This window comes from Rhodococcus sp. SB1D (assembly GCF_048573875.1).
GTDB classification, from domain to species: domain Bacteria; phylum Actinomycetota; class Actinomycetes; order Mycobacteriales; family Mycobacteriaceae; genus Rhodococcus_F; species Rhodococcus_F qingshengii.
Map to the genome: position 1 here is coordinate 24,486 of NZ_JBMAIQ010000004.1, position 19,485 is coordinate 43,970.

At 59.9% G+C, this 19,485-nt stretch carries 16 protein-coding genes; 8 read left to right on the plus strand and 8 right to left on the minus strand.

Translation table 11 applies throughout. The features are described from left to right. Positions 1-335 precede the first annotated feature (335 nt). The 7 genes from ACN50D_RS11515 to ACN50D_RS11545 form a co-directional block, all read right to left on the minus strand. Positions 336-1,052: a TetR/AcrR family transcriptional regulator gene (locus ACN50D_RS11515; protein WP_306665684.1), complete on the minus strand. Its 717-nt coding sequence runs from the start codon at positions 1,050-1,052 to the stop codon at positions 336-338. 19 nt (positions 1,053-1,071) lie between these two features. Next, positions 1,072-2,046, minus strand: coding sequence for a DUF2637 domain-containing protein (locus ACN50D_RS11520; protein WP_211921872.1), 975 nt, complete (start codon positions 2,044-2,046; stop codon positions 1,072-1,074). Positions 2,047-2,666: 620 nt separating this feature from the next. Then, a complete protein-coding gene (locus ACN50D_RS11525; RefSeq protein ID WP_007733689.1) occupies positions 2,667-2,819 on the minus strand; it encodes a hypothetical protein in 153 nt (50 codons plus the stop codon). 158 nt (positions 2,820-2,977) lie between these two features. Then, positions 2,978-3,760, minus strand: coding sequence for a ParA family protein (locus ACN50D_RS11530; RefSeq protein ID WP_029256883.1), 783 nt, complete (start codon positions 3,758-3,760; stop codon positions 2,978-2,980). Between the two features lie 4,272 nt (positions 3,761-8,032). After that, positions 8,033-8,290: a hypothetical protein gene (locus ACN50D_RS11535; RefSeq protein WP_029256882.1), complete on the minus strand. Its 258-nt coding sequence runs from the start codon at positions 8,288-8,290 to the stop codon at positions 8,033-8,035. A 729-nt stretch (positions 8,291-9,019) separates the two neighbouring features. After that, complete coding sequence (locus tag ACN50D_RS11540) at positions 9,020-9,955, minus strand: phospholipase D family protein (protein WP_211921874.1); 936 nt, start codon at positions 9,953-9,955, stop codon at positions 9,020-9,022. Between the two features lie 572 nt (positions 9,956-10,527). Continuing rightward, positions 10,528-10,851, minus strand: a complete 324-nt coding sequence (locus ACN50D_RS11545; RefSeq protein ID WP_249343076.1) for a hypothetical protein — start codon at positions 10,849-10,851, stop codon at positions 10,528-10,530. A gap of 577 nt (positions 10,852-11,428) precedes the next feature. Between ACN50D_RS11545 and ACN50D_RS11550 the strand changes: the two genes are divergently transcribed. Together ACN50D_RS11550 and ACN50D_RS11555 are read left to right on the plus strand one after the other, a co-directional pair. Further along, positions 11,429-11,617 carry a hypothetical protein gene (locus ACN50D_RS11550; protein WP_211921876.1) on the plus strand — a complete coding sequence of 63 codons (189 nt, stop codon included), beginning with the start codon at positions 11,429-11,431 and terminating at the stop codon, positions 11,615-11,617. Positions 11,618-11,662: 45 nt separating this feature from the next. Continuing rightward, the gene (locus ACN50D_RS11555; RefSeq protein ID WP_211921878.1) at positions 11,663-12,220 is read left to right on the plus strand and encodes a type 1 glutamine amidotransferase domain-containing protein; all 558 of its coding nucleotides are present in this window, start codon (positions 11,663-11,665) and stop codon (positions 12,218-12,220) included. Positions 12,221-12,340: 120 nt separating this feature from the next. On the opposite strand, the gene ACN50D_RS11560 is transcribed toward ACN50D_RS11555, so the two are convergent. Then, entirely contained in the window at positions 12,341-12,823 is a 483-nt protein-coding gene (locus ACN50D_RS11560) for a polyketide cyclase (protein WP_211921880.1), read from the minus strand. A 151-nt stretch (positions 12,824-12,974) separates the two neighbouring features. On the opposite strand from ACN50D_RS11560, the gene ACN50D_RS11565 reads away from it, so the two are divergent. From ACN50D_RS11565 to ACN50D_RS11590, 6 genes are all read left to right on the plus strand, one after another. Further along, positions 12,975-13,496: a (2Fe-2S)-binding protein gene (locus tag ACN50D_RS11565; RefSeq protein ID WP_211921882.1), complete on the plus strand. Its 522-nt coding sequence runs from the start codon at positions 12,975-12,977 to the stop codon at positions 13,494-13,496. Continuing rightward, the gene (locus ACN50D_RS11570; RefSeq protein WP_211921884.1) at positions 13,493-14,488 is read left to right on the plus strand and encodes an FAD binding domain-containing protein; all 996 of its coding nucleotides are present in this window, start codon (positions 13,493-13,495) and stop codon (positions 14,486-14,488) included. Before ACN50D_RS11565 ends, ACN50D_RS11570 begins: the two co-directional genes overlap by 4 nt. Then, positions 14,485-16,602, plus strand: coding sequence for a xanthine dehydrogenase family protein molybdopterin-binding subunit (locus ACN50D_RS11575; RefSeq protein ID WP_211921886.1), 2,118 nt, complete (start codon positions 14,485-14,487; stop codon positions 16,600-16,602). The genes ACN50D_RS11570 and ACN50D_RS11575 overlap by 4 nt, the downstream gene beginning before the upstream one ends. A 72-nt stretch (positions 16,603-16,674) precedes the next feature. Next, positions 16,675-17,691 (plus strand): FUSC family protein, encoded by a 1,017-nt coding sequence (locus ACN50D_RS11580; protein WP_249343114.1) that lies wholly within the window; start codon positions 16,675-16,677, stop codon positions 17,689-17,691. A 36-nt stretch (positions 17,692-17,727) separates the two neighbouring features. Continuing rightward, a complete protein-coding gene (locus ACN50D_RS11585; RefSeq protein WP_211921888.1) occupies positions 17,728-19,236 on the plus strand; it encodes a YhjD/YihY/BrkB family envelope integrity protein in 1,509 nt (502 codons plus the stop codon). Next, the gene (locus ACN50D_RS11590) at positions 19,233-19,478 is read left to right on the plus strand and encodes a DUF3618 domain-containing protein (protein ID WP_047272412.1); all 246 of its coding nucleotides are present in this window, start codon (positions 19,233-19,235) and stop codon (positions 19,476-19,478) included. Before ACN50D_RS11585 ends, ACN50D_RS11590 begins: the two co-directional genes overlap by 4 nt. The last annotated feature ends 7 nt before the right edge of the window (positions 19,479-19,485 follow it).

Genomic DNA, 19,485 nt, shown 5'->3' on the forward strand with positions numbered 1-19,485 from the left:
ATCGTGTGCGAGTTGCGGAACCGATCATTTCAACGGGAGGCAAGGGTCGATGAAGTACTCAGAGGCCCTAATGCTGCACCCCTTCCCACGGTCCCGTCGATGGTCACGTCTTCACGTCGGCACGGCGCGGATCGCTATTGCTGAAATATTCGCCATGAGACAAAGCCCTTCGGGGATTCAACTCTCGATGCCTGGCACGATGTCGCCCCTCTCGACGACGCGACTGCCGCGCTAGCGTCGAGGAATTAGCAGTACACCGCGTACACGGTTGGCGACGCCACCGCGAGGATTGAGTCCGGCCCCCTCCCCTACCCACGATCTCGCCAGCGCGCGGACTACACATCTGAGATCAAATACGCGTTCACTAAGTCGTCAATCCGCGAAGTGAAATCTCCAGGGTCGCCGAGCACCTGTATGACTTGAATCGCACCGATGAATCCCGCGCACAGATTCTCAGCCAGGCGCTGGGCGGCGGAGGCGGGGAGCTGTCCGTCTGCGATCGCGGTATCGACGAGTCGGCTGACGAGTTCCACCCACTTGCGGAATGCGGGTCGGGCGGTATCGAGACCTGCTTCTGTGGTGAGCCTGAGGCCTGCTCGGGCCAGGTCATCGTCAGCGATAAGCGCCGCCGAACCGCTAAAGAATGCAGCCAACTGCTCGATCGCCGGTATTGCTGATTCGTCGGTTGATTGTCGGGTTTGGCCGAGCGCGGTCAACCAGTGGTTGATGAGTTCTCGCGCGATCGCTTCCTTGGAGTCGAAGTGGAAGTACACCGCTCCTTTCGTGGAGGCAGCCTCCGCGATGATGTCGTTCAACGAGGTGGCGGCATACCCATCGATCGAGAACGAGCGTGCAGCTGCCTTGAGGATCTTTGCCTTCGTGTCGTGCGCTCGTTGTTGTCGGGGTCGTTGGCATTGGCCGGACGGAACGAGCAGGTGGAGTCGGTCGTCTGGGTCAGTCAATGCGGGTTCCTTACCTGCAGTCGGTGGGGACTTCGCGGGCGCCATCCCCTCCATGATGGCGCGTTTCCTGCCCCTCGGAGACTGCGGCATTGCTGAGTTGCGGCGCTAGTCACGCTGTAGGGACGAGATGGTCGGCGAACTGGGCGTCGGAGGCTCGCATGTCGATGAGCGGGGGGTTCTCGAAGCCGGCCGCTCGGGCCGCGGTGTCGAATTTTTCGTACCGGCGCCACGACGTCGATGTTGCAACAGGAGGGTTGGATGTCTGAGCGATCATCTCCCAGGTGAGAGTTGGGTCCGCGAGCTTGCGTCGTGCGGTGTCCTTGACAGCGTCGGGTAGATCCGATGTGGCAATGAACCATTCCAGTTCGGCGTGCGCCGCCGCCTCGTCGTTCGACGATTCCGGATCGACTGAGGAGCTCGTCTGTTCGGAGGGGCTCGGATGCGGAGCGCTTTCCGGCGCGTGATGCGTTTCCACGACGCCCAGAGAAGGCTGGAATCCCTCGGCTGTTTCGTTGCGCATGACGCGGCTTTGCGTAGCGACCATACCCACGCCTGCAGCGGCATTGTCGATCTCGATCTTGTAGTCGGAATACGCGATACCCGTTGCTTTGATCAGGATCCCCAGTCCATGAGTGAAGGCGAGTACCAGCACCGGCGGAATTATCGCGATCATGGCAGCAACGGCAGGGTCGAGAGGCATGTAGCCGATACTCTGACCTGCCGCAACGGCCTGTTGCGCAACCGTTGCAGAGTGGAACGCATGGTAGGAGTTCCCAAGGACGCTGATCGCGACCACTGCAACAGCCACGGCAACGTAGAAGTACTTGTCGCGCCGATGCATCTTCAGTTTGCTCAGAATGACGATGGCTACGGTGGATCCGAAGATTGCACTGTCAACGATGACGGGAAAGATCCACGCCAGGTTTTCGGGGATGGTTCCTTGGCGCGCGAGGTCCCGCTGGACCGCGAAGGAGAGGACGAATGCGCCTGCGGTGATCCCGATCGCGATGAAAATCGCGATGAGAAGTGCGGCGATCAGTGCTCCAAGCTGGATCCGCGCGGCGCGCAGACTAAAATCACCCATGATCGGGTTTTCCTTCCTACAAGGGGTGTTCTCGGTCTGGAGTCCCGCTGGTTGCCGCCGGCGGGGCTCCTCTTGTTTTCGAAAGATTTCCTCTGGTGGAACTCCTGTGTTTAGTCCGCTTTGCGTGCGGTGTGGACCCACAGTCATTTGTCGCGGTCACATGCGAGAGGCGACTGATGTTGTTTTGCGTAGTACTCAACGCACTCGGCAATCTCTTACCAACTGCCCGCGGGTTGATTCCAGATGCATGTCGGGTGATCTGCGATTTTGCGCGACTGCAGCGGACGGCTCACGCAAATTGCTCGCCGCTTTGCGCTGCCATGGCTTTCAAGAGCTTCAGAACGGAATGTCAGCAGATGAAGGAACATGGCATTGCACGCCCCAGCAAGGACTCCCAGTCCGGGCGGGCTCGCCGTGTGCCCGTACCCGCCGGCTGACCACTCGAAATACTGAAGTCCGTGGAATGCTTCCCGGGTGCAAACCCATTCAGCGGGCGCGCTAAGCGCCGCTGCGTAGGTCCTCCAGTCGAAGTACAAGATGCCCTTTGCCCGTGACCGAAATTCACAATCAGGACAATCTATGGAGTGCATGCACGCAGTGCATGCCGTGCACGCCGTGCCCTACAGTCCTCGGGCCTTCAAGTATTCATCCAGCGCAGCCTCGGTCATCGACGCCTCGCTGATTTCGCGATCACCTGTCTCGTACCGCAATTTGTCGACACCGCGCCGGAGGCGATCCTTGGTCGAAGGTTTGATGCGCGTGTTGTGGGTCATCGACAGCTTCTCCTCCTCGTCTTTGCGGCCGCTGAGATCCGCTGAAGGCGACGATGGTGCAGGTGCAGGTGTCGCAGGGGTCGTGTCTCCCCTGGGCGGACGTTCCGGGATGAGTTCAGCCGGGTGAGTCTTACGAATGGCAGGTTCCCGCTTCACGCTCATGCCGGCGCTCCGATCACGATGGGCAACTCAGCGAGCAAGTCACTGTATGCAAGTTGCAGTGTCAAAGCCTTTCCGCCCTTGAACTGGTGAATCGGAGTGCGATTCGAATGCGCATCCTGGCGGGCCGCGAGTTCCGGGATCGACGTCTTGGCGACGAGAGCTCCGTACGTCTCCCGTAACTCGCTCTCTCGGAACTCATGTTCGCCGGTGGAGCGTTTACGACTGATTACGATCTTGTCGAACGCCAGCTTGGGGTTTGCGCGTTTACGAACGGTGTCGATCGTCTCTTCGAGCTTCTGAACACCACCGACGCTGTCGATTGTGGGTTCGGTGATGGCGACAACGCCATCTGCTGCGATGAGAACCGCGAACAGCACCTTGCCCATATTGGGAGGGCAGTCGAACAGCACGGCGTCATACGGAGAAAGGTCGAGCCCTTCGAACGCAACGTCTAGGCGAAACACCAGGTCATTCGACCCATCCGATTCGATCTTTCCGAGTTCTTCGTCCGCTGGAATAAGGTCGACGCCATCCCATGGAGTAGCGATGATCGCCTCCGCTGCAATGCCTTCCCTGGTCTGGTTCATGAGGTGGTAGGCCGTCATCATGCCCTCTTCGAGCGTGACGCCGAGGCCGCCGGTCGTATTGCCCTGCTGGTCCATATCGACGACGAGCACTTTTCCGCCGACCGCGGTGATGGCGCTGGCAAGCCCGAGCGTGGAGGCCGTCTTGCCTACGCCACCCTTCTGGTTGCCGAGTGCGATTTTGCGTGGCTGCATTGCGGACCTTTCATCGAGGGCGTTGACGCGTGCGGGGCGTGCATTGCGTGTGGATCACGCACTGCATGCAATATGTGCCTTGCTTGCCGTGTGCGCAGTCCACGCTGTACGTGGATCGCATGCAGACTGTGCGTCACATGCGATCTGAGCACCGCATGCATTGCATGCTGTAGCTGCTCTGCCCGCTAGACACGCACACTGTGCATTACGTGCGCGCGTAGCATAACACGCATGTAACGCATGTCGTTCAAGCCTTGCACTCTGTGCGTGTCGTGCATCTCGTGCATGCTTTGCGTTACGCGCAGACCATGCTGGCAATGCGATTCACGCAAGCATTGCGCGTAACGCTTGCTTTGCTAGACACGCTCGTATTGCAATACACGCTCGCATACCGTGCAACGCATTCCCTGCACTGCTTGCAACCCTCGCATTCTTCGCTCGGCGTGCACTGCGTGGCAAGCGTGCGCCCGTCGCAACGCGCTCATAGCATGCATTTCACGCAGTGAATGCGCATAACGCATTGCATGCATGCAGTGCGTTATGCGTTATGCATGGGGGACTTGCAGAGCATGCAGTTCATGCACTGCATGGTCTGCATGGTTTGCATGGTTTGCGAATATTGCATGCACTGCACGCGCGCGCATACTCGCAGGTCAAGGCACTAACTGGTCTCGAACGAATCAAAAATCCGCCACGAAGATCGGACATTGAGGCAAAAGTTCGACCGGCCGAGAGCAGTTTGCCTGCCGCGATCGCCCGATCACGACATGTCGCAGGCCCCGAATCGAACCAGGAGGCAGATAGTTCGCAGCGAGATTCTCGAAGAGATCAATCTGAAACTCCTGGAATGCCAACTGACTCGAGGCCCGAGATCAGGGGGATTCGACTATTTCGGTATGGACAACACGCATTGTTCAGCAGTCACGAGCGACCATATTCAGCCAGTTCGTACCAAGCCACCATTTCGAGGCCGGCGGGAACGGACTGCCACTTCAGAGATTCTCTGATGCCGCCCCGCGGAGGTAGGTCGACAGATGTACATGCTGCCATTCGAAGCCAGAACATATTTCATCTCATCGGACTCGGAAGGCCGAGGCCCGCACGAAAGCACACGAATGAACTGCGATGAGTTCACTCAAAGTGGAGTCCGGCACGCGGAGGGGAGGGGCGAACGACCACACTGAATCCCCATTTTGGTTGGGCGGAGGGACACCTAAGTCTATTGAGAGTTGCAACTACAGCAAATTTCACTGCCAAATGGCGTGTTCACCTGACCCGCGAAGAACGTGTTCCGAAACATCTCAGATGCCTCCAAGCCCGTGCACAATCGAAATTTCCGCGCGAAATGCACGTCGAGTGTATGAATCCGGAGGTACGAGGCAAACGACATACCGAGATCCGACTGGGGCCGAGTTTCGGTCGAGATGTGGGCGTCAAAGCGAATCCAAGCAGGCATGAAATTATCGTCACTGTGACGAAACAAGGTGAGGGGACACGATGGGGACAATCAGCACTATAAGCGCCGGTTTGACTGCTTCACGAGCAGAATTTTCGCATGCGGGCACTCGCACCCAGCGCCGCGCAGTTCGGTACAACCAAACACGCGGGTTCATTCGACCGGGTGGGGGAGTGGCGGCGATCAAGACCCAAGTCAAGTGTCTGTGAGGATCCCGTGCAAGATGCCTACTCTGCCGTGTCGACGGATACGAACGTCACAAGGTGATCGATAGTTTCCCGCAACAGTAGTGCCTTACATGCAATGCATGCCTTGCAACGCACGCATTGCGTGTATGGCACGCGCGACCAGAATGCCTCGCAACGCGTGCGTCACATGCAGTGATCGCAAGGCGTTTCTTCCGCGCAAAATAGCCTCTACCTGCGAAAATCAGATTTCAGGATCAGACGCACCGCAGCATTGCGGGACGCACGAGAGGTCGACGCGTCCTCAAGCGTGCGAACGTGTCGGCATCCGGGACGGCAGTCGTTCGATCACCTTCCCGGATGCTCAGCCGGCACCAACGCCCAGTTTTCGACGTGACTATGCGCCCCGACGGCCACTATTCACTGGTTTGGGCGGGTTCAGTTCTTCGAAAACGGGAGTCGAGTGCAATGCATAGACCCAAATACCGTCTTCCTGATTCTCAGTGCACGATCAACCACCTCATGTGTATTCAGACCAGGGCAAGCAGGGCTTTATCCAAGCGCCAATCCTTCTCGCCAGCGCTCGTTGCCCACCATGCGGCGCGATTCTGGACGTGCACTGCAGCCTTGGACTGGACGGCCTCAATGCTGAAGTTTGCTCAGGTGCGCACGAATGCTGGCTAGACTCCTCGCGCGGTGGTCCGGGTCCGCTGCCATTTTCGTGCGGTGTACGTGTGAGTTTTCGAGTAGTTGTTGTTCCCTCTTTCTCGCCAGGTCGGCCGACTTACGCTGTTCGCTGGGGGATTCTCTCGTCCAGTCGATGCCTTCGAGCCTTCGTCTGAGGTAGCCCAACGGCGAACCCAGGCTTGATCTCGTCGGCCAGATCCACCCCCGGTCTGCTGTGTCACGAGAGAGCGTCAGTGCGATGTCACGGCCGGTCCACCGAGTCGTATCGATTTTGACATCGCGGAGAAGATCGCAGATCACTCCGATATGTCCGGGTGGTCTGAGGGCCGGAGCATGGTTGACGAGTTCAGCCGCAGTCCTTTGAAGTACGAGAGGCCGCGGTGTCCGAGCGCTGCTTCGTTTTTTCGATGTCGGCTGAGTTCGCGCGTGTACGCGTTGGTGAGTTCTTCCTAACGGAAGAACTTCAGAAGATAAAAAACCAACACTAGATAGGGTGTCAGCTCCTATTGACCCTGGTCGACCGGTGTTGGGCGGGTTGACTCGGTTGAGGCCGTCCCCCAGAGGGCTCCGAACCCGGCGGCGGGGAGCCCTTGCAGAGGCACGAGACGGCCGTGTCTTGGCGACCTTTCGAGGTGGTGTCGTTGCTACGACTGTTCGAGGAGAAGACAGTGACCATGTCGATGCAGCGCGGTGCTGTTGACCCCCGTGGTGGGCCTCAGCAGCGAGAAATTCCAGGGTTTTGAGGTTTCGCCCTCGGACGTGTTCGATGCCCATTCCAAGAGCGATGAGCACTCTCCTGGCGCGGTTGACCGAGGATTCGCTGACTTTGGCCCGGGCAGCGATTGTTGACTTGGCTGCGCAGACCCCGCGGCCTGTGTGGGATTCGGCGAAATGTGCGTGAGCTTGTGCCACGACGTAAGCCTTGTCGGGCCTGATCAGGTTGCGCGCGCACAATGCCTTGCCGGCCGGAGTGGTGGTGTGGTGCCGGAACTGGCGGAGCCATTCCCTGCGTGACGTCCAGACCGGAACGCGTGCTTGTTCCTTTGGTTCGACTGGGAGGGACCAAGAGCGTCCACGCTGGTCAGTGCGCTCGTTGAGTTGTCGTGCGGCGGCTTCGATACGAGCCACACGTGCGAGCGCGTCGTCGACTGCTGCTTGCCATTCGTCGACTTCTGTCGATTGAAGGACAGCGGATCGGGTGCCGATGCGCGACACGCCGACGGTTGGTGATATGGAATGAGTTGGGGTGTATTCAGGGTATGCGCTACCCTGAGACATACCTGCCATAGGTAAGTCCCTTCCAGGGGATGCAGTACGAGCAGAGAAAGCGCCAACTTTCGAAGCTCACCTCTCGAGAATGTTTCGAGAACGGATGTCGGAGAACCTGCCAGTTCTCAGTCGACGTCAAGGACCTGCCAGTCCTATTTCGCCGCGATGCGGTCCGCTCCCAATCACCCCCTTCGGGGGCCTTTGTACTTTTCAAGAGGTCTGCGCTGTTTAGTTAGGTATCGGGGTACTTCGCTCGGTGCCGGCTAGGGGCGCCCTCCCTGTCTGCGGATCCGCTGTACGCGCGTTGCGGCCGCGGTCGTTCGAGAGGTCTGTTCGATCCGGCGGCCGCACATCGGTACCGCTATGGGTAGGGTGCTGGCCTGCTCGGATGGGACATTCGGTACGCAGAAGTGTGATCCTGGCGTCGCGAAAGCTGAAATGTGATCTGGACGTACCAGAAATGACACCGAGAACACGTCCGCGGGTATGGCGGAATTGCGTTTCTGCGATATCATCGAGTAAGCACCGCCTCTTCCTTTCGAGGTAGTGGTGGTCACCGCCTCTTCCTTCTCTGGGTTAGTGGTGGTCAGGAAGCTGGGAAGCTTCCACAACCGCATAAACGGACAGCCCCCGATGCCGCCAAGCCCTGGGGGTTGTTCGCTGTCTAGGGATAGTTCATGCGCCGACCGCAAGCTGCTCGATGCGACGCAACGATCCGGCCGCTTCGACTTCGAGAAGTCTTAGCTGCTCCGGATGCAGCTTGTCGCTGATGTAGTCCGGTATGTCCAGTCCGTGTGTGATGGCCAGTATGAGCACGGAGTAGTCCCCAGCAGGGATTCCGAGTTCGGCGGCCCGATCCTCGTACACCTTGTGCTGCTTGAGGGGAGCACGAGTCGCGATGTGTCCGCGAGGTCCCTTGTTGTGCTGTGCCATGAGGAAAGACTAGAACCAATCTGTAACTGATACGGGTAGGCGCGCTTGTTCGGTGTGTCGCGTGTGGTTGATGTTGCCACGGAGTTCTGTGGAATTTTTCGGCGGCCCGCGTCACAGGCCGCCGCCGGCCCGTCCAGCGACGAGCCCGACGGGGTGTTTCTAAGGCTTCACCGAAGGCGGATCCTGGGTGTGTCGGCGCCGGCTCGTTCGAAGGCGTTCTCGTGTTGGAGTCGGTTCGAAACTTGAGGAGCGGATGGAGATGCTTAGCGCTCATGCTCTGAAATGCCGGGTGCAATCATGTGTGATTGAACGAGGGGGAGGGGTGGGGCAGCCCACGCGTGGGCTGCTGCCTCCGCAGCGCACTGTCGTGTGACGAGGAGAGGAACTTGTGGACAGTGGACGGGGGAGAGGGTCGTCGGAAGGATCCGGAAATGAAAACTCGATGTGGCCTCTTGTCGAATGTGCGTCTCGAACGGGGAGAACTTTACGTTTCGTGTTCGCGGGCGAGTCGTGACGGGACTTCGGTTGGCGCGAGGTTCATCTGCGTACAATGCCGCGGTTAACGCTCTTCATCGCAGTTACGCAAAGGATTTCGTTCGACAGGTGGGGCAGCAAAGTCGCGTGTTGTTCGACTTCCGCCAGTGCAATGTTCGGATCGACATATCGGGAGAGAAGTGCACTTGCGTTCGAACGGGTGCTGTGTGTTTCGTCAACATGTGTTCCTCGGGGTCAATGGCTCCACAGTGCCAAGAGTTCGGCCCGAAGGCTGGGGGAGCGAACATAGTGGTTAGACCTCAGTTGTGCGCTGGGATGCCCAACGTCGGCGAGACGCTTTTCGACGTCCGCAGCAGGAAGTGGCACTAGATCGTTGCGAACGCGGAGAAAGCAGTGAAATTGGCTGGGGGAGAGGGGTATTCTTTCCTGATTGGATATCACGACAGCGGGTGGCAGTAGCAATTCGTCATCCATGGAGATGCGAATGATGACGTCCCCGCGTGCAATGCTGCGTGGCTTTCCGATTGTGAGCGTTTCGAGTCGGTATCTCGCCGAAAGCTCCTTCGTTGAAGGCTTTCTCACAACTGTGGTACGCATGTGAGGATGGCTCTCGCGGTCGTTGTCTTGCCTGATGAATACTCTGTTGGTCGGAGTTGGAAGAAAGTCGTTGTTGAGGACCTGCGTTCGTCCTGCGATGCCGGGGATGGGTACGGCTCGCCCGATTGCCCATTCACGTTCAGCGTTCTCGATGAATATCTCGTCTACTGTGGTGGTTTCGTCGATATTGTTGATGAATGCGCGACTGTCGGCGACCACTTGAGGGTCATCGGAAATGATGACCGCTTCATGGGTGGATATAGAGTTTTCGGAAGCATTCGCCGAGCCGATTACAGCTCGTTGGTTCGTCACGATGACCTTGGCGTGCAGTGCTGACGACGAGAGGATGCGAACACCCTTGCTGAGGTAGTGCGAAAGAACGACAGGTGAAGTGGCGTGGGCGCGGATCGCCGCGGTTGAAGCATTGACGACCAGAAGGTCTCCACTGCGAAGTGGAAGTAGTTCAGGCGCAAGGTGTCCAAGGTAGGGGACAGCGGCATAGCGTGGGCCTCGCGTGCGGATTGCGCGAGTGATGTGTGGCCACGGGTTCGGTCCGTGGAAGCTTGTCCCCATAACCTAGAACGGTAGCGCGAATCGGGCCCGATTTCTGGCGCCTGAGTGAAGTTGCTGTTGTTCTGCGTCACCTCCGAAGCAAAAGCATCGTCCGGATGTCTGTCGTGGAGGTAGTGGAACGGTGTGGCGATCACCCCCGCGGGGCCAGACGACGTGATTTTCCAGTGCTACTGCAGCGCTGTCGATTCGGCGTGCGAATTCGATACTGGACAGTGGCAGTAATAGGGCCGGATGTGCGGGGGAAAGCGTTTGCCGCCCGTTCGAACAGTGGCCTGCACAGTTCACCGGGAAACTCTCCGCCGTAAGCGATCCCGCCGAGGTGAGGGTGGGCGTGGTGGATCGTGGGACCCACGCACGGAGGAGGCGTGTCGGCCTGAGATCGTTGACGCTTGACCGTGTGGATACATGGTGACTGATGAAGATCGCTGGTGGGTCGAGTCGACTCGTGATGGCCCTCGAAAAAGGAACGTGTAGAGAGCTTCTCAAGATTCCAGTGCAGGTCGGGTGGCGTGGGTTTCATGAGTTGGTGAACCCATGCGTTGCGTCGGGATGCCGGTTTGTTGGCTTGTCGTCTACTGCTCTCGGGCCGTCGCTCGTTCCGAGTTCAGGTGAGGTGGCGGCTGGGAGGCGTCAGCGTGGCTTCGACGCCCCATCAGGTAAAAGGCGATAGTGGCCGGCGTGATGGTTGCGAGCGCAACGTAGGACATGGCACTGACTGGAGACGGTGCGGGGAAGAAGATTCCGTTGAGATAGATCCATGAGGTTGCGACGGCACCGGCGATCAGTGCTGCGATTGTCACGGCGGTGCCTGCGCGCTCGCGGAAGAGGAGCATCACGGCGCCTATGCTGATGACGACGTATGGGCTCACCCAGAAATAGACGACCAGAGTTGACACTGCGTTATAGATAGAGGGAAGTGGGCCCGTAGCGCCGATCACCAAAGTGCAAATGCCGAAGAGGCCACCGAGAATGATCAGCAGGATTGCGGAAACAGCGCTGTGGAATCGGAAGTGTATGCGTGTGAACCTTTGTGGTAAAAGCTTTTCGGCTGACAGGGTGGCGACGAAGCGGGATCCGTAGTTGACGAATCCGATCAGTGCGGCGAAGGTCGCTACGGCGACGACGAGGGCCGGCACAAGGGTGCAAACACGGTGCTGAACATTGTTCTGTTACTTGTGATGCTGAGTATCGGCATGGGTGTGGTTTTGTGTCTGGACTTCCGATGGCTTCGCCCCTCGGTGCGTCATGATCGCCGACGGTTTGCGTATCGGCGACATACGGGGATCCCCAGGTCGTAAATCTACTTCTGTACTAGCGACCTCCCTGATCGCCTCGCGCAATTCGTGTGTGAACCGAACAGTCTGAGTAAGACGCGTTGGGCTGGCGCCTGGCCGTGCATGGTGCCGGTAGGGGTTGATTCGTCGTCGTCGCGGTCAATGATTGAAGAATCGTCGGCTGGGGAAGCCGACCCGAATGGCTACTTACAGAGTGATCAATCCTGCAGGCGACGTCACCGCGACGCGGGACATCGAGAGCGCCGGCGATGCACATGCTTGGTTTGTGGACGCCCGTGCCGACAACTCGGAACTGGGATGGCGCATGGAGGTTCGCCACGACGGCGAATGGTCGTTTTTCGACGACACCGAGGGCGCATCCAGTTGAGCAGACGTCAGAGGGCGTGACGAAGGTGAGGAAGGACGTTCAAGTATGAGTCAATTGCTCGCAGGAAAGAAAGTTGCATTCCTCGTGGCGACGGAGGGAGTCGAACAGATCGAGTTGACGGACCCGTGGGATGCATTGGTTGCCGAACACGCTCAGCCATCGATTGTTTCGACAGAATCCGGAACCATCCAGGCATACAACCATCTCGACAAAGCTGACATCTTCGACGTGGACGCGGTGGTCGAGTCGGCGGAGCTGTCCGAATACGACGCTCTCGTCCTGCCTGGCGGTGTGGCCAACCCCGATTTCCTTCGCATGAAACCCGGGGCGGTGGCGTTCGCCCGGAGTTTCTTCGATGCAGGCAAGCCTGTGGCGGTGATATGCCACGGACCCTGGACACTGGTCGAAGCAGGGGCGGTCGCCGGTCGTACTTTGACGTCGTGGCCTAGCTTGCGCACCGATATCACGAACGCGGGCGGCGCGTGGGTGGACGAAGAAGTGGTCGTTTGTACTTCAGGACCGAATACCTTGATATCGAGCCGCAAGCCCGATGATTTACCAGCGTTCTGCGCGAAGCTGATCGACACAGTCGCGACAACCTGACTCACTGGCGAGGAGCCCGCGACGGAAGGGGGGGCACCCCTCTCCCTTCCGAAACGGATGATTCAGGCGTGGTGGTGGCTCGAGAAGTTGTTGTCGGTCGTACCGCGGCTTTCGGACCGGTCAGCTCGGGTAACCTCTGGCTACGGTGCGTGCAAGGATACCGAGCGTGGCTTTGAGAGATCCTTCGGCGATGACGGGAAAGATCCCTGCTTGCCGCCATGTTGGATCGATATCGGACCAGTCGTAGTACGACGTCACGAGGGAACTGCGGACGTCGTTGGCCGGCTCGATCCGATATCCGTAGACGTGCCCGATCGGCGGCCGGACTGTTCCGAGGATGGTCCATGCTATTTCGCGTTGGGGGACAAAGGTTTTGATCGTCACTGTGACGTCGTACTGTCCCATGGGTAGGTCACCCAGGGCTTCGCGGTCCATGTGGACGACGAATTCGTCGCCGGTCGCGGTCACGAGTTCGCCATCTGCGCCCATCAGCATTCCGGATCCGTCGATGGCGACGTGCCCCTGAGGGTCGCAGAGGACCGCGAAGATCGATGCGGGGTCGGCACGGATGGTGCGCTGTACTTCGATCCGTTCGCTAGTCATGCGGCGAATGCTGCCATACCGCGAACCGGTCGGCGGGGTTTCTGTCGTTCGGTGGGTGCATTTATCGGCTTTCGGTCGGCGATGCGCGGACAGGCCGTGCCGTCCACGCGCCGAACGGTTTGGGTAATCCTGAGCGGGGTAGGTGCTCGTCATGGAGTCTTCGCGAATCGATGCCGAGATCACGTTGACCGTGGACGGCAGTACCTGCACCGTGACGGTCGACACTCGAACCACGCTGCTTGACGCGTTGCGGGATCGACTCGGCGTGATGTCCCCGAAGAAGGGTTGTGACCACGGGCAGTGCGGATCGTGCACGGTCCTCCTCGACGGGCGGCGTGCCGTTACGTGTTTGACGTTGGCAGTGGCGCAGGACGGAGCACAGATCACCACGGCAAGCGGTTTGTCGGACCACGGCGGTCTGCATGCCGTGCAGCAAGCGTTTCTGGACCAGGATGCGCTCCAGTGCGGGTACTGCACCCCGGGGCAGGTGTGCTCGGCAGTGGGGATGCTCGACGAGGTGAAGGCCGGGCACCCCAGTCATGTCACCGAAGACCTCGATGCTGACCCGGATCTGGACGACGCCGAGATTCGAGAACGCATGAGCGGGAATCTCTGTCGCTGCGCTGCATACGGCAACATCGTCGCAGCAATTCGCCAGGCGGCGCAGTCATGATGCCATTCGAGTACCGACGCGCCGAGGACGTGGAAGGCGCGTTGACTCTGATGTCTGAAAATGTCGACGCCGCCTTTTTGGCCGGGGGTACGAACCTCGTCGACCGTATGAAACTCGGTGTGGTCCGGCCGCGGATGGTGATCGACGTAAGTCGGTTGCCCCTTGCCGAGGTGGAGGTGCTCTCGGATGGAAGGGTCCGCATCGGAGCTACAGTCCGAAACTCCGACCTCGCGGCCCACCCCGTGATCCGTAGCCGATACGCAGTGCTTGCGCGTGCCCTCTTGTCCGGAGCATCAGGGCAGTTACGCAATGCGGCGACCACTGCCGGCAACCTGATGCAGGCAACCAGGTGTGTCTACTTCCAGGACGTGACAACTCCGTGCAACAAGAGAGAACCCGGATCGGGTTGCTCTGCCATCGGAGGCTACGTGCGCTACCACGCGATCCTGGGGGCCTCCGACCAATGTATTGCCGTACACCCGTCGGACATGGCAGTCGCACTGGCTGCACTGGACGCCGTCATTGTCGTCCGAGACGAGGGCGGCGAGCACCGCATTCCGATCACCGAATTTTACCGTCTCCCTGGCGATTCACCAGAGCGCGACACCGCCCTGGCTCCAAACCAGTTGATCGTTGCAGTCGAGCTTCCCGCGCCCGCCCCCGCGGCGCTGTCGACGTACCTCAAGACACGTGATCGCGCCTCGTTCGCTTTCGCTCTGGTTTCGGCCGCCGCCGAGATCGAACTCGAAAACGATATCGTCGCCGGAGCCCGAATCGCTCTCGGAGGCGTGGCACACCGTCCCTGGCGCGCTTACAAGGCGGAAGAGGTCCTGCTCGGATCTCCGCCGACCGAGGAAGTCTTCATACGGGCGGCAGATGCAGAACTAGCGGACGCGAAACCACACTCGGGCAATGCTTTCAAGATTCCTCTGACACGCGGCGTCATGGTTTCGGTTCTGCGGTCACTCACCGCGGGAAGGTCCACGAAATGAAGATGATCGAACCGAGCTACCTGGGAAATCCGATCGAGCGCGTCGACGGATACGCGAAAGTCACCGGCTCTGCGCTCTACGCATTCGAGCATCCCCTGGAGAATCCCACCTACCTGCATGCCGTCCAGGCGACGGTTGCGCGTGGACGCGTCGTCAGCATGAAAACGGAACTGGCAGAGGCACTTCAGGGTGTGGTCGCCGTGATCACCGTCTTCGATGCCCCACGCTTGGCGGATACCGAAGATCGAGAGCTGTCCGTACTCCAGGACCCAGCCGTCCATTTTCGCGGACAATTCATCGGTGCTGTGATTGCCGAAACACCCGAGACGGCCCGTCATGCAGCCGGGTTGGTCCAAGTCGAGTACGACGAACTCCCTCATGATTCCGAGCTACGAGCCGATCGCGACGACCTCTACGCCCCGGAGGATGTCAATGGATTCGCGACCGACACGACCGACGGCGATGTCGAGTCGGCATTCGTGGCTGCGGATGTGACGGTAGATCAGACCTACACCACTCCACTCGAGCACAACAATCCGATGGAACCGCACGCCTGCATTGCAATCTGGGAGGACGACGCCAAGGACGGGCGTCCGTGCGTCACCCTGTACGACTCTACTCAGGGCGTTCATGTCGTTCGTGAGACTCTGGCGTCCATGTTCGCACTCGAACTCGAGCAGATGCGTGTCGTGGCGCCACATGTCGGCGGAGGGTTCGGTTCGAAGGGATCACCTCACGCGCACAACGTATTAGCGATTCTTGCTGCCCGTAGAACGGCGGGGCGACCGGTCAAGTTCGCGCTCACGCGGCAACAGATGTTCGCGATCGTCGGATACCGCACATCCACCCTTCAGCGCATTCGCCTCGGTGCGAACTCCCACGGTCGTCTGACGGCAATGTCCCACGACGTCATCGAGCAAACGTCGAAGATCAAGGAATACGCGGAACAGACTGCTGTGGCCACCCGGATCATGTACGCCACGCCCAATCGATCGACCTCGCACCGAGTTGCGGCCCTCGATGTTGCAGTCCCGTTTTGGATGCGCGCCCCGGGTGAGACTCCGGGTATGTACGCGGTCGAGGTAGCGATGGACGAGCTTGCCGTAGTCTGTGGCCTCGATCCGATCGAACTTCGCGTTCGCAACGAACCGGAAGTCGATCCGGAGAGCGGAAAGCCATGGTCGGGAAGATATTTGATTGAATGCATGAGAGACGGTGCGGAAAGATTCGGTTGGGAGAATCGGGGCCGGCGCGGTGGACGCAGCCTGGACGGCGACTGGATGGTGGGCTCCGGCATGGCGGCGGCAACCTATCCGGCAATGACCAATCCTGGTTCGAAAGCGCGCATCGTCTTCGGAGCCGATCGAATCTACACCGTTCAGATCGGCGCGGCCGACATCGGTACGGGAACCTGGACAGCTCTGACGCAGATCGCCGCCGATGCCCTCGGGTGCCGTATCGAGGAGGTGCGGCTCGAAATCGGCGATACGAAGCTTCCTTTCGCGACAGTTGCCGGTGGATCCGCCGGCATCTCGTCGTGGGGCTCTACCATCGTTGCAGCTGCCCGCCAGTTCGGCACGAAGCACGGTACAACTCCCACTGTCGGCGCGGAGACCGTAACTGAAATGCCGAAGAATCCGGATGAGGACGATTACTCCATGCATTCGTGCGGTGCTCACTTCGTAGAGGCCCGCGTCCATCGCGACACCGGCGAGATCAGGATCCCCCGGATGCTCGGTGTGTTCTCGATCGGACGTGCAATCAATGCGAAAACGCTTCGCTCGCAACTCATCGGCGGAATGACAATGGGATTGTCGATGGCGTTGCACGAGGAGAGCTTTCGGGACAACAGGTTCGGCCACGTGATGACTCACGACTTGGCGAACTACCACATCAGCACAAACGCGGATGTGCAAGACATCGAAGCCTTTTGGCTCGACGAGGTCGACGCACACGTCAACCCGATGGGATCGCGGGGTGCCGGCGAGATCGGAATCGTCGGGGCTGCAGCGGCAGTGGTCAATGCGATCTACGATGCTACCGGCGTGCGAGTACGCGAGCTGCCGGTTACAGCGGACAAGGTTTTGTTCGGACGAAGTGTCGGACAACCGTAGAAGGCTAAGGAGCACGGAATTCTCGAGCATCCTCTGATCCGGCGATGTGAAAGCATAGGCCTGGTCACAGCTCTGAAAGGCGCAGTAGCCGTCGTCATCGCGTGGGTGATCGCGAATAGCGTCTTTCACAGTCCTGAAGCATTTCTCGCCCCTTATGCTGCACTCTTCATCATCGGGAACACGGTGCGTAACTCGATGCGGGTAGCCGCCCGCCAGGTGAGCGTGGTCGTCCTCGGTGTGGTTGTGGCCGCCGTTGCAGCGGTGGCACTCCCGACCGTTGCCGCGTTGGCCCTTGCAACGGGTGCAGGAATACTCGTCGGCCGCATTCCGCGGTTGTCACCTGACGGGATCTGGGTGGCCGTCACCGCCGTACTGGTTCTTCTGTACGGAACCGCGACGAATCCGTACCTCGTCATGCACCGTATAGGCGACGTGGTGCTCGGGGTGTTCGTGGGCATCGCCGTCAATGCCGTGTTGGTCCCGCCAGACCATCTCTCCGATGCCAGAGACCTTTTGGTCGCGCGTACGCATGAGGTCTCGGACATTCTCCGACAAATGGCCGAGGACGTGAAATCCGGTGCTGGAGCGAGCGATCTCTGGCGTCGACGGGCCCTGTCGGTGAACAAGTCTGTCGCTGCGCACGCCGCAGTGATGGAAGGTGAAGCCAGCCTGGTCGGAAACTTTCGCAAGCGCGGCTGGTTGCGCGTCGGTGGCTCCGATCTGTTTCGTCCCGCCGCCGAAGCTCTCGACCGGGCGACGTTACATCTCATGGCGCTGATCCTTGCCGTCGAGGACAGCGATTTCGCCGAGAACGAGACCTTACAGGGCGCCGTCTCCGACTTGCTCGAAGCGATTGCCGGAGCATTTGCCGATGCGGGAGAAGGTCCGGTACACGATCCCACCGACGATCACGCGGTCACGACTTTGCCTCTCGCCCGGCAGAGATTGGAGGAACTCGAAAAGCTGTTGCAGGAGGGAAAAGCCACAACGGCCGCCGCGCCTTCGATAATCTTGTCCAGCCGTGGGCTGCTCGCGGCGCTCGCTGTCCTCGACCGAGAACAGTACAAAACCGAGACTGCTCACGACTGAGTTTCGACAGTCGGCCAACGGGGTAGCAACCCGGGCATGGTCACACACACGGTTGATGCGGACGACGCGCGTAAGCCTTCTGACCCGACCGATCTGACGGCGCAGTCGTGGAAGTTCGTAGCGCGACGCTCGGCCCGCGAGTTCACGCGCGATCAATGCACGGATTTGGCGGCGGCATTGACGTATTACGCTGTGCTGTCACTGTTCCCAGCACTCCTGGCGCTCGTATCCCTGTTGGGCGTTGTCGGCCAGGGACGTGCCAGCGTCGACACGGTGATGGAGTTGGTCGCCGCTGTCGGGCCGGACTCGGCTGTGGACACGATGCGTGGCACCGTCGAGCAACTCGTGGCGGCCCCCACAGCCGGTGTCGCCTTGATAGTCGGCCTCGCGGGCGCATTGTGGTCGGCCTCCGGTTATGTCGGCGCGTTCGGGCGGGCGATGAACCGTATGTACGAGGTGGACGAAGGCAGACCCGTATGGAAACTTCGTCCTCTGCAACTGGCCGTCACCCTCGCCGGCCTTCTGTTGGTTGCTGCGGTAATCCTGATGCTCGTCGTCAGCGGCCCCGTTGCCAAAGCGCTGGGCGATCAGTTGGGAATCGGCGACGGCGCTGTGACAACCTGGAACATTGCGAAGTGGCCCGTCATTCTGATCTGTGTGACGCTGGCCGTGGCCGTGCTGTACTACGTGACTCCCAACGTGAAGCAACCGAAATTTCGGTGGATCAGTGTCGGAGCAGCACTCGCTATCGCAGTGTGGATCGTGGCTTCAGTCGGATTCGCCTTCTATGTGAGCCATTTCGGTAGTTACAACAAGACGTACGGATCGTTGGCCGGGGCGGTCATCTTCCTCCTCTGGTTGTGGATCACCAACCTCGCGTTGTTGTTCGGAGCGGAGGTCGACGCGGAACTCGAACGCGGCCGGCAACTGCAGGCCGGGATCGAAGCCGAAGAATTCCTCCGGCTGCCTCCGCGGGACACCAGCGTTTCGGACAAGAACGCTCGTCAACACGCACAAGACATCGCCGCCGGTCGCGAGCTTCGCGAAACGCACGGCGGCGAAGACAACGAAGGGACTTCGACCATGACCGAGCGATCCGATACCCGGGCACCCGTTACCAGCACCTCTCCGCCGAAAACTGTCGACGCCGATGCGGTAGACCCGCATTCCCTCTCGACCGTACAACTCGTCGAACGCCTCACCGAGCAGATGTCAGACCTCGTACGCGCCGAGATGTCGCACGCCGTATCCGAAGTGAAGACGAAGAGCACCCGATTGGGTGTGGGACTCGGTATCTCCGGCGCGGGCGCTTTGCTTCTGCTGTACGGCTTCGCAGTCCTGCTTGCGGCAGCAGTACTCGGGTTGGCGACAGCACTCGAACCGTGGCTTGCAGCTCTGATAATCGCGGCAATCGTGATCGCTGTAGGTGCAATCACCGCACTCGTGGGTGCCAAACGAGCGAAGTCCGCGGCGCCGCCTGTTCCGGAAGAGACGGTCGAAAGCGTCAAGGCTGACATCGCCACTGCGAAGAGGGGACTGAAATGAGCACTGCCACAGACGGGCCCGACGAGAATGTTCAAGCGCAACGTGAAGCCCTGGCCGCGACCGTGGGCGCACTCGCCGAAAAGGCCGACGTCCCGGCCCGCGTGAAAAGCGAAGTGTCACGGGATGTCGAACGTGTGAAGCAGCAACCAGCAGCCGTTGCGGCCGCGCTCGGCTTCGCGCTGGTGTTCGTGCTCATCCTCCGTCGCCGCAAGCGACGTTCCCGCTCCGCCAAGGGCAACTGAGCCAGGC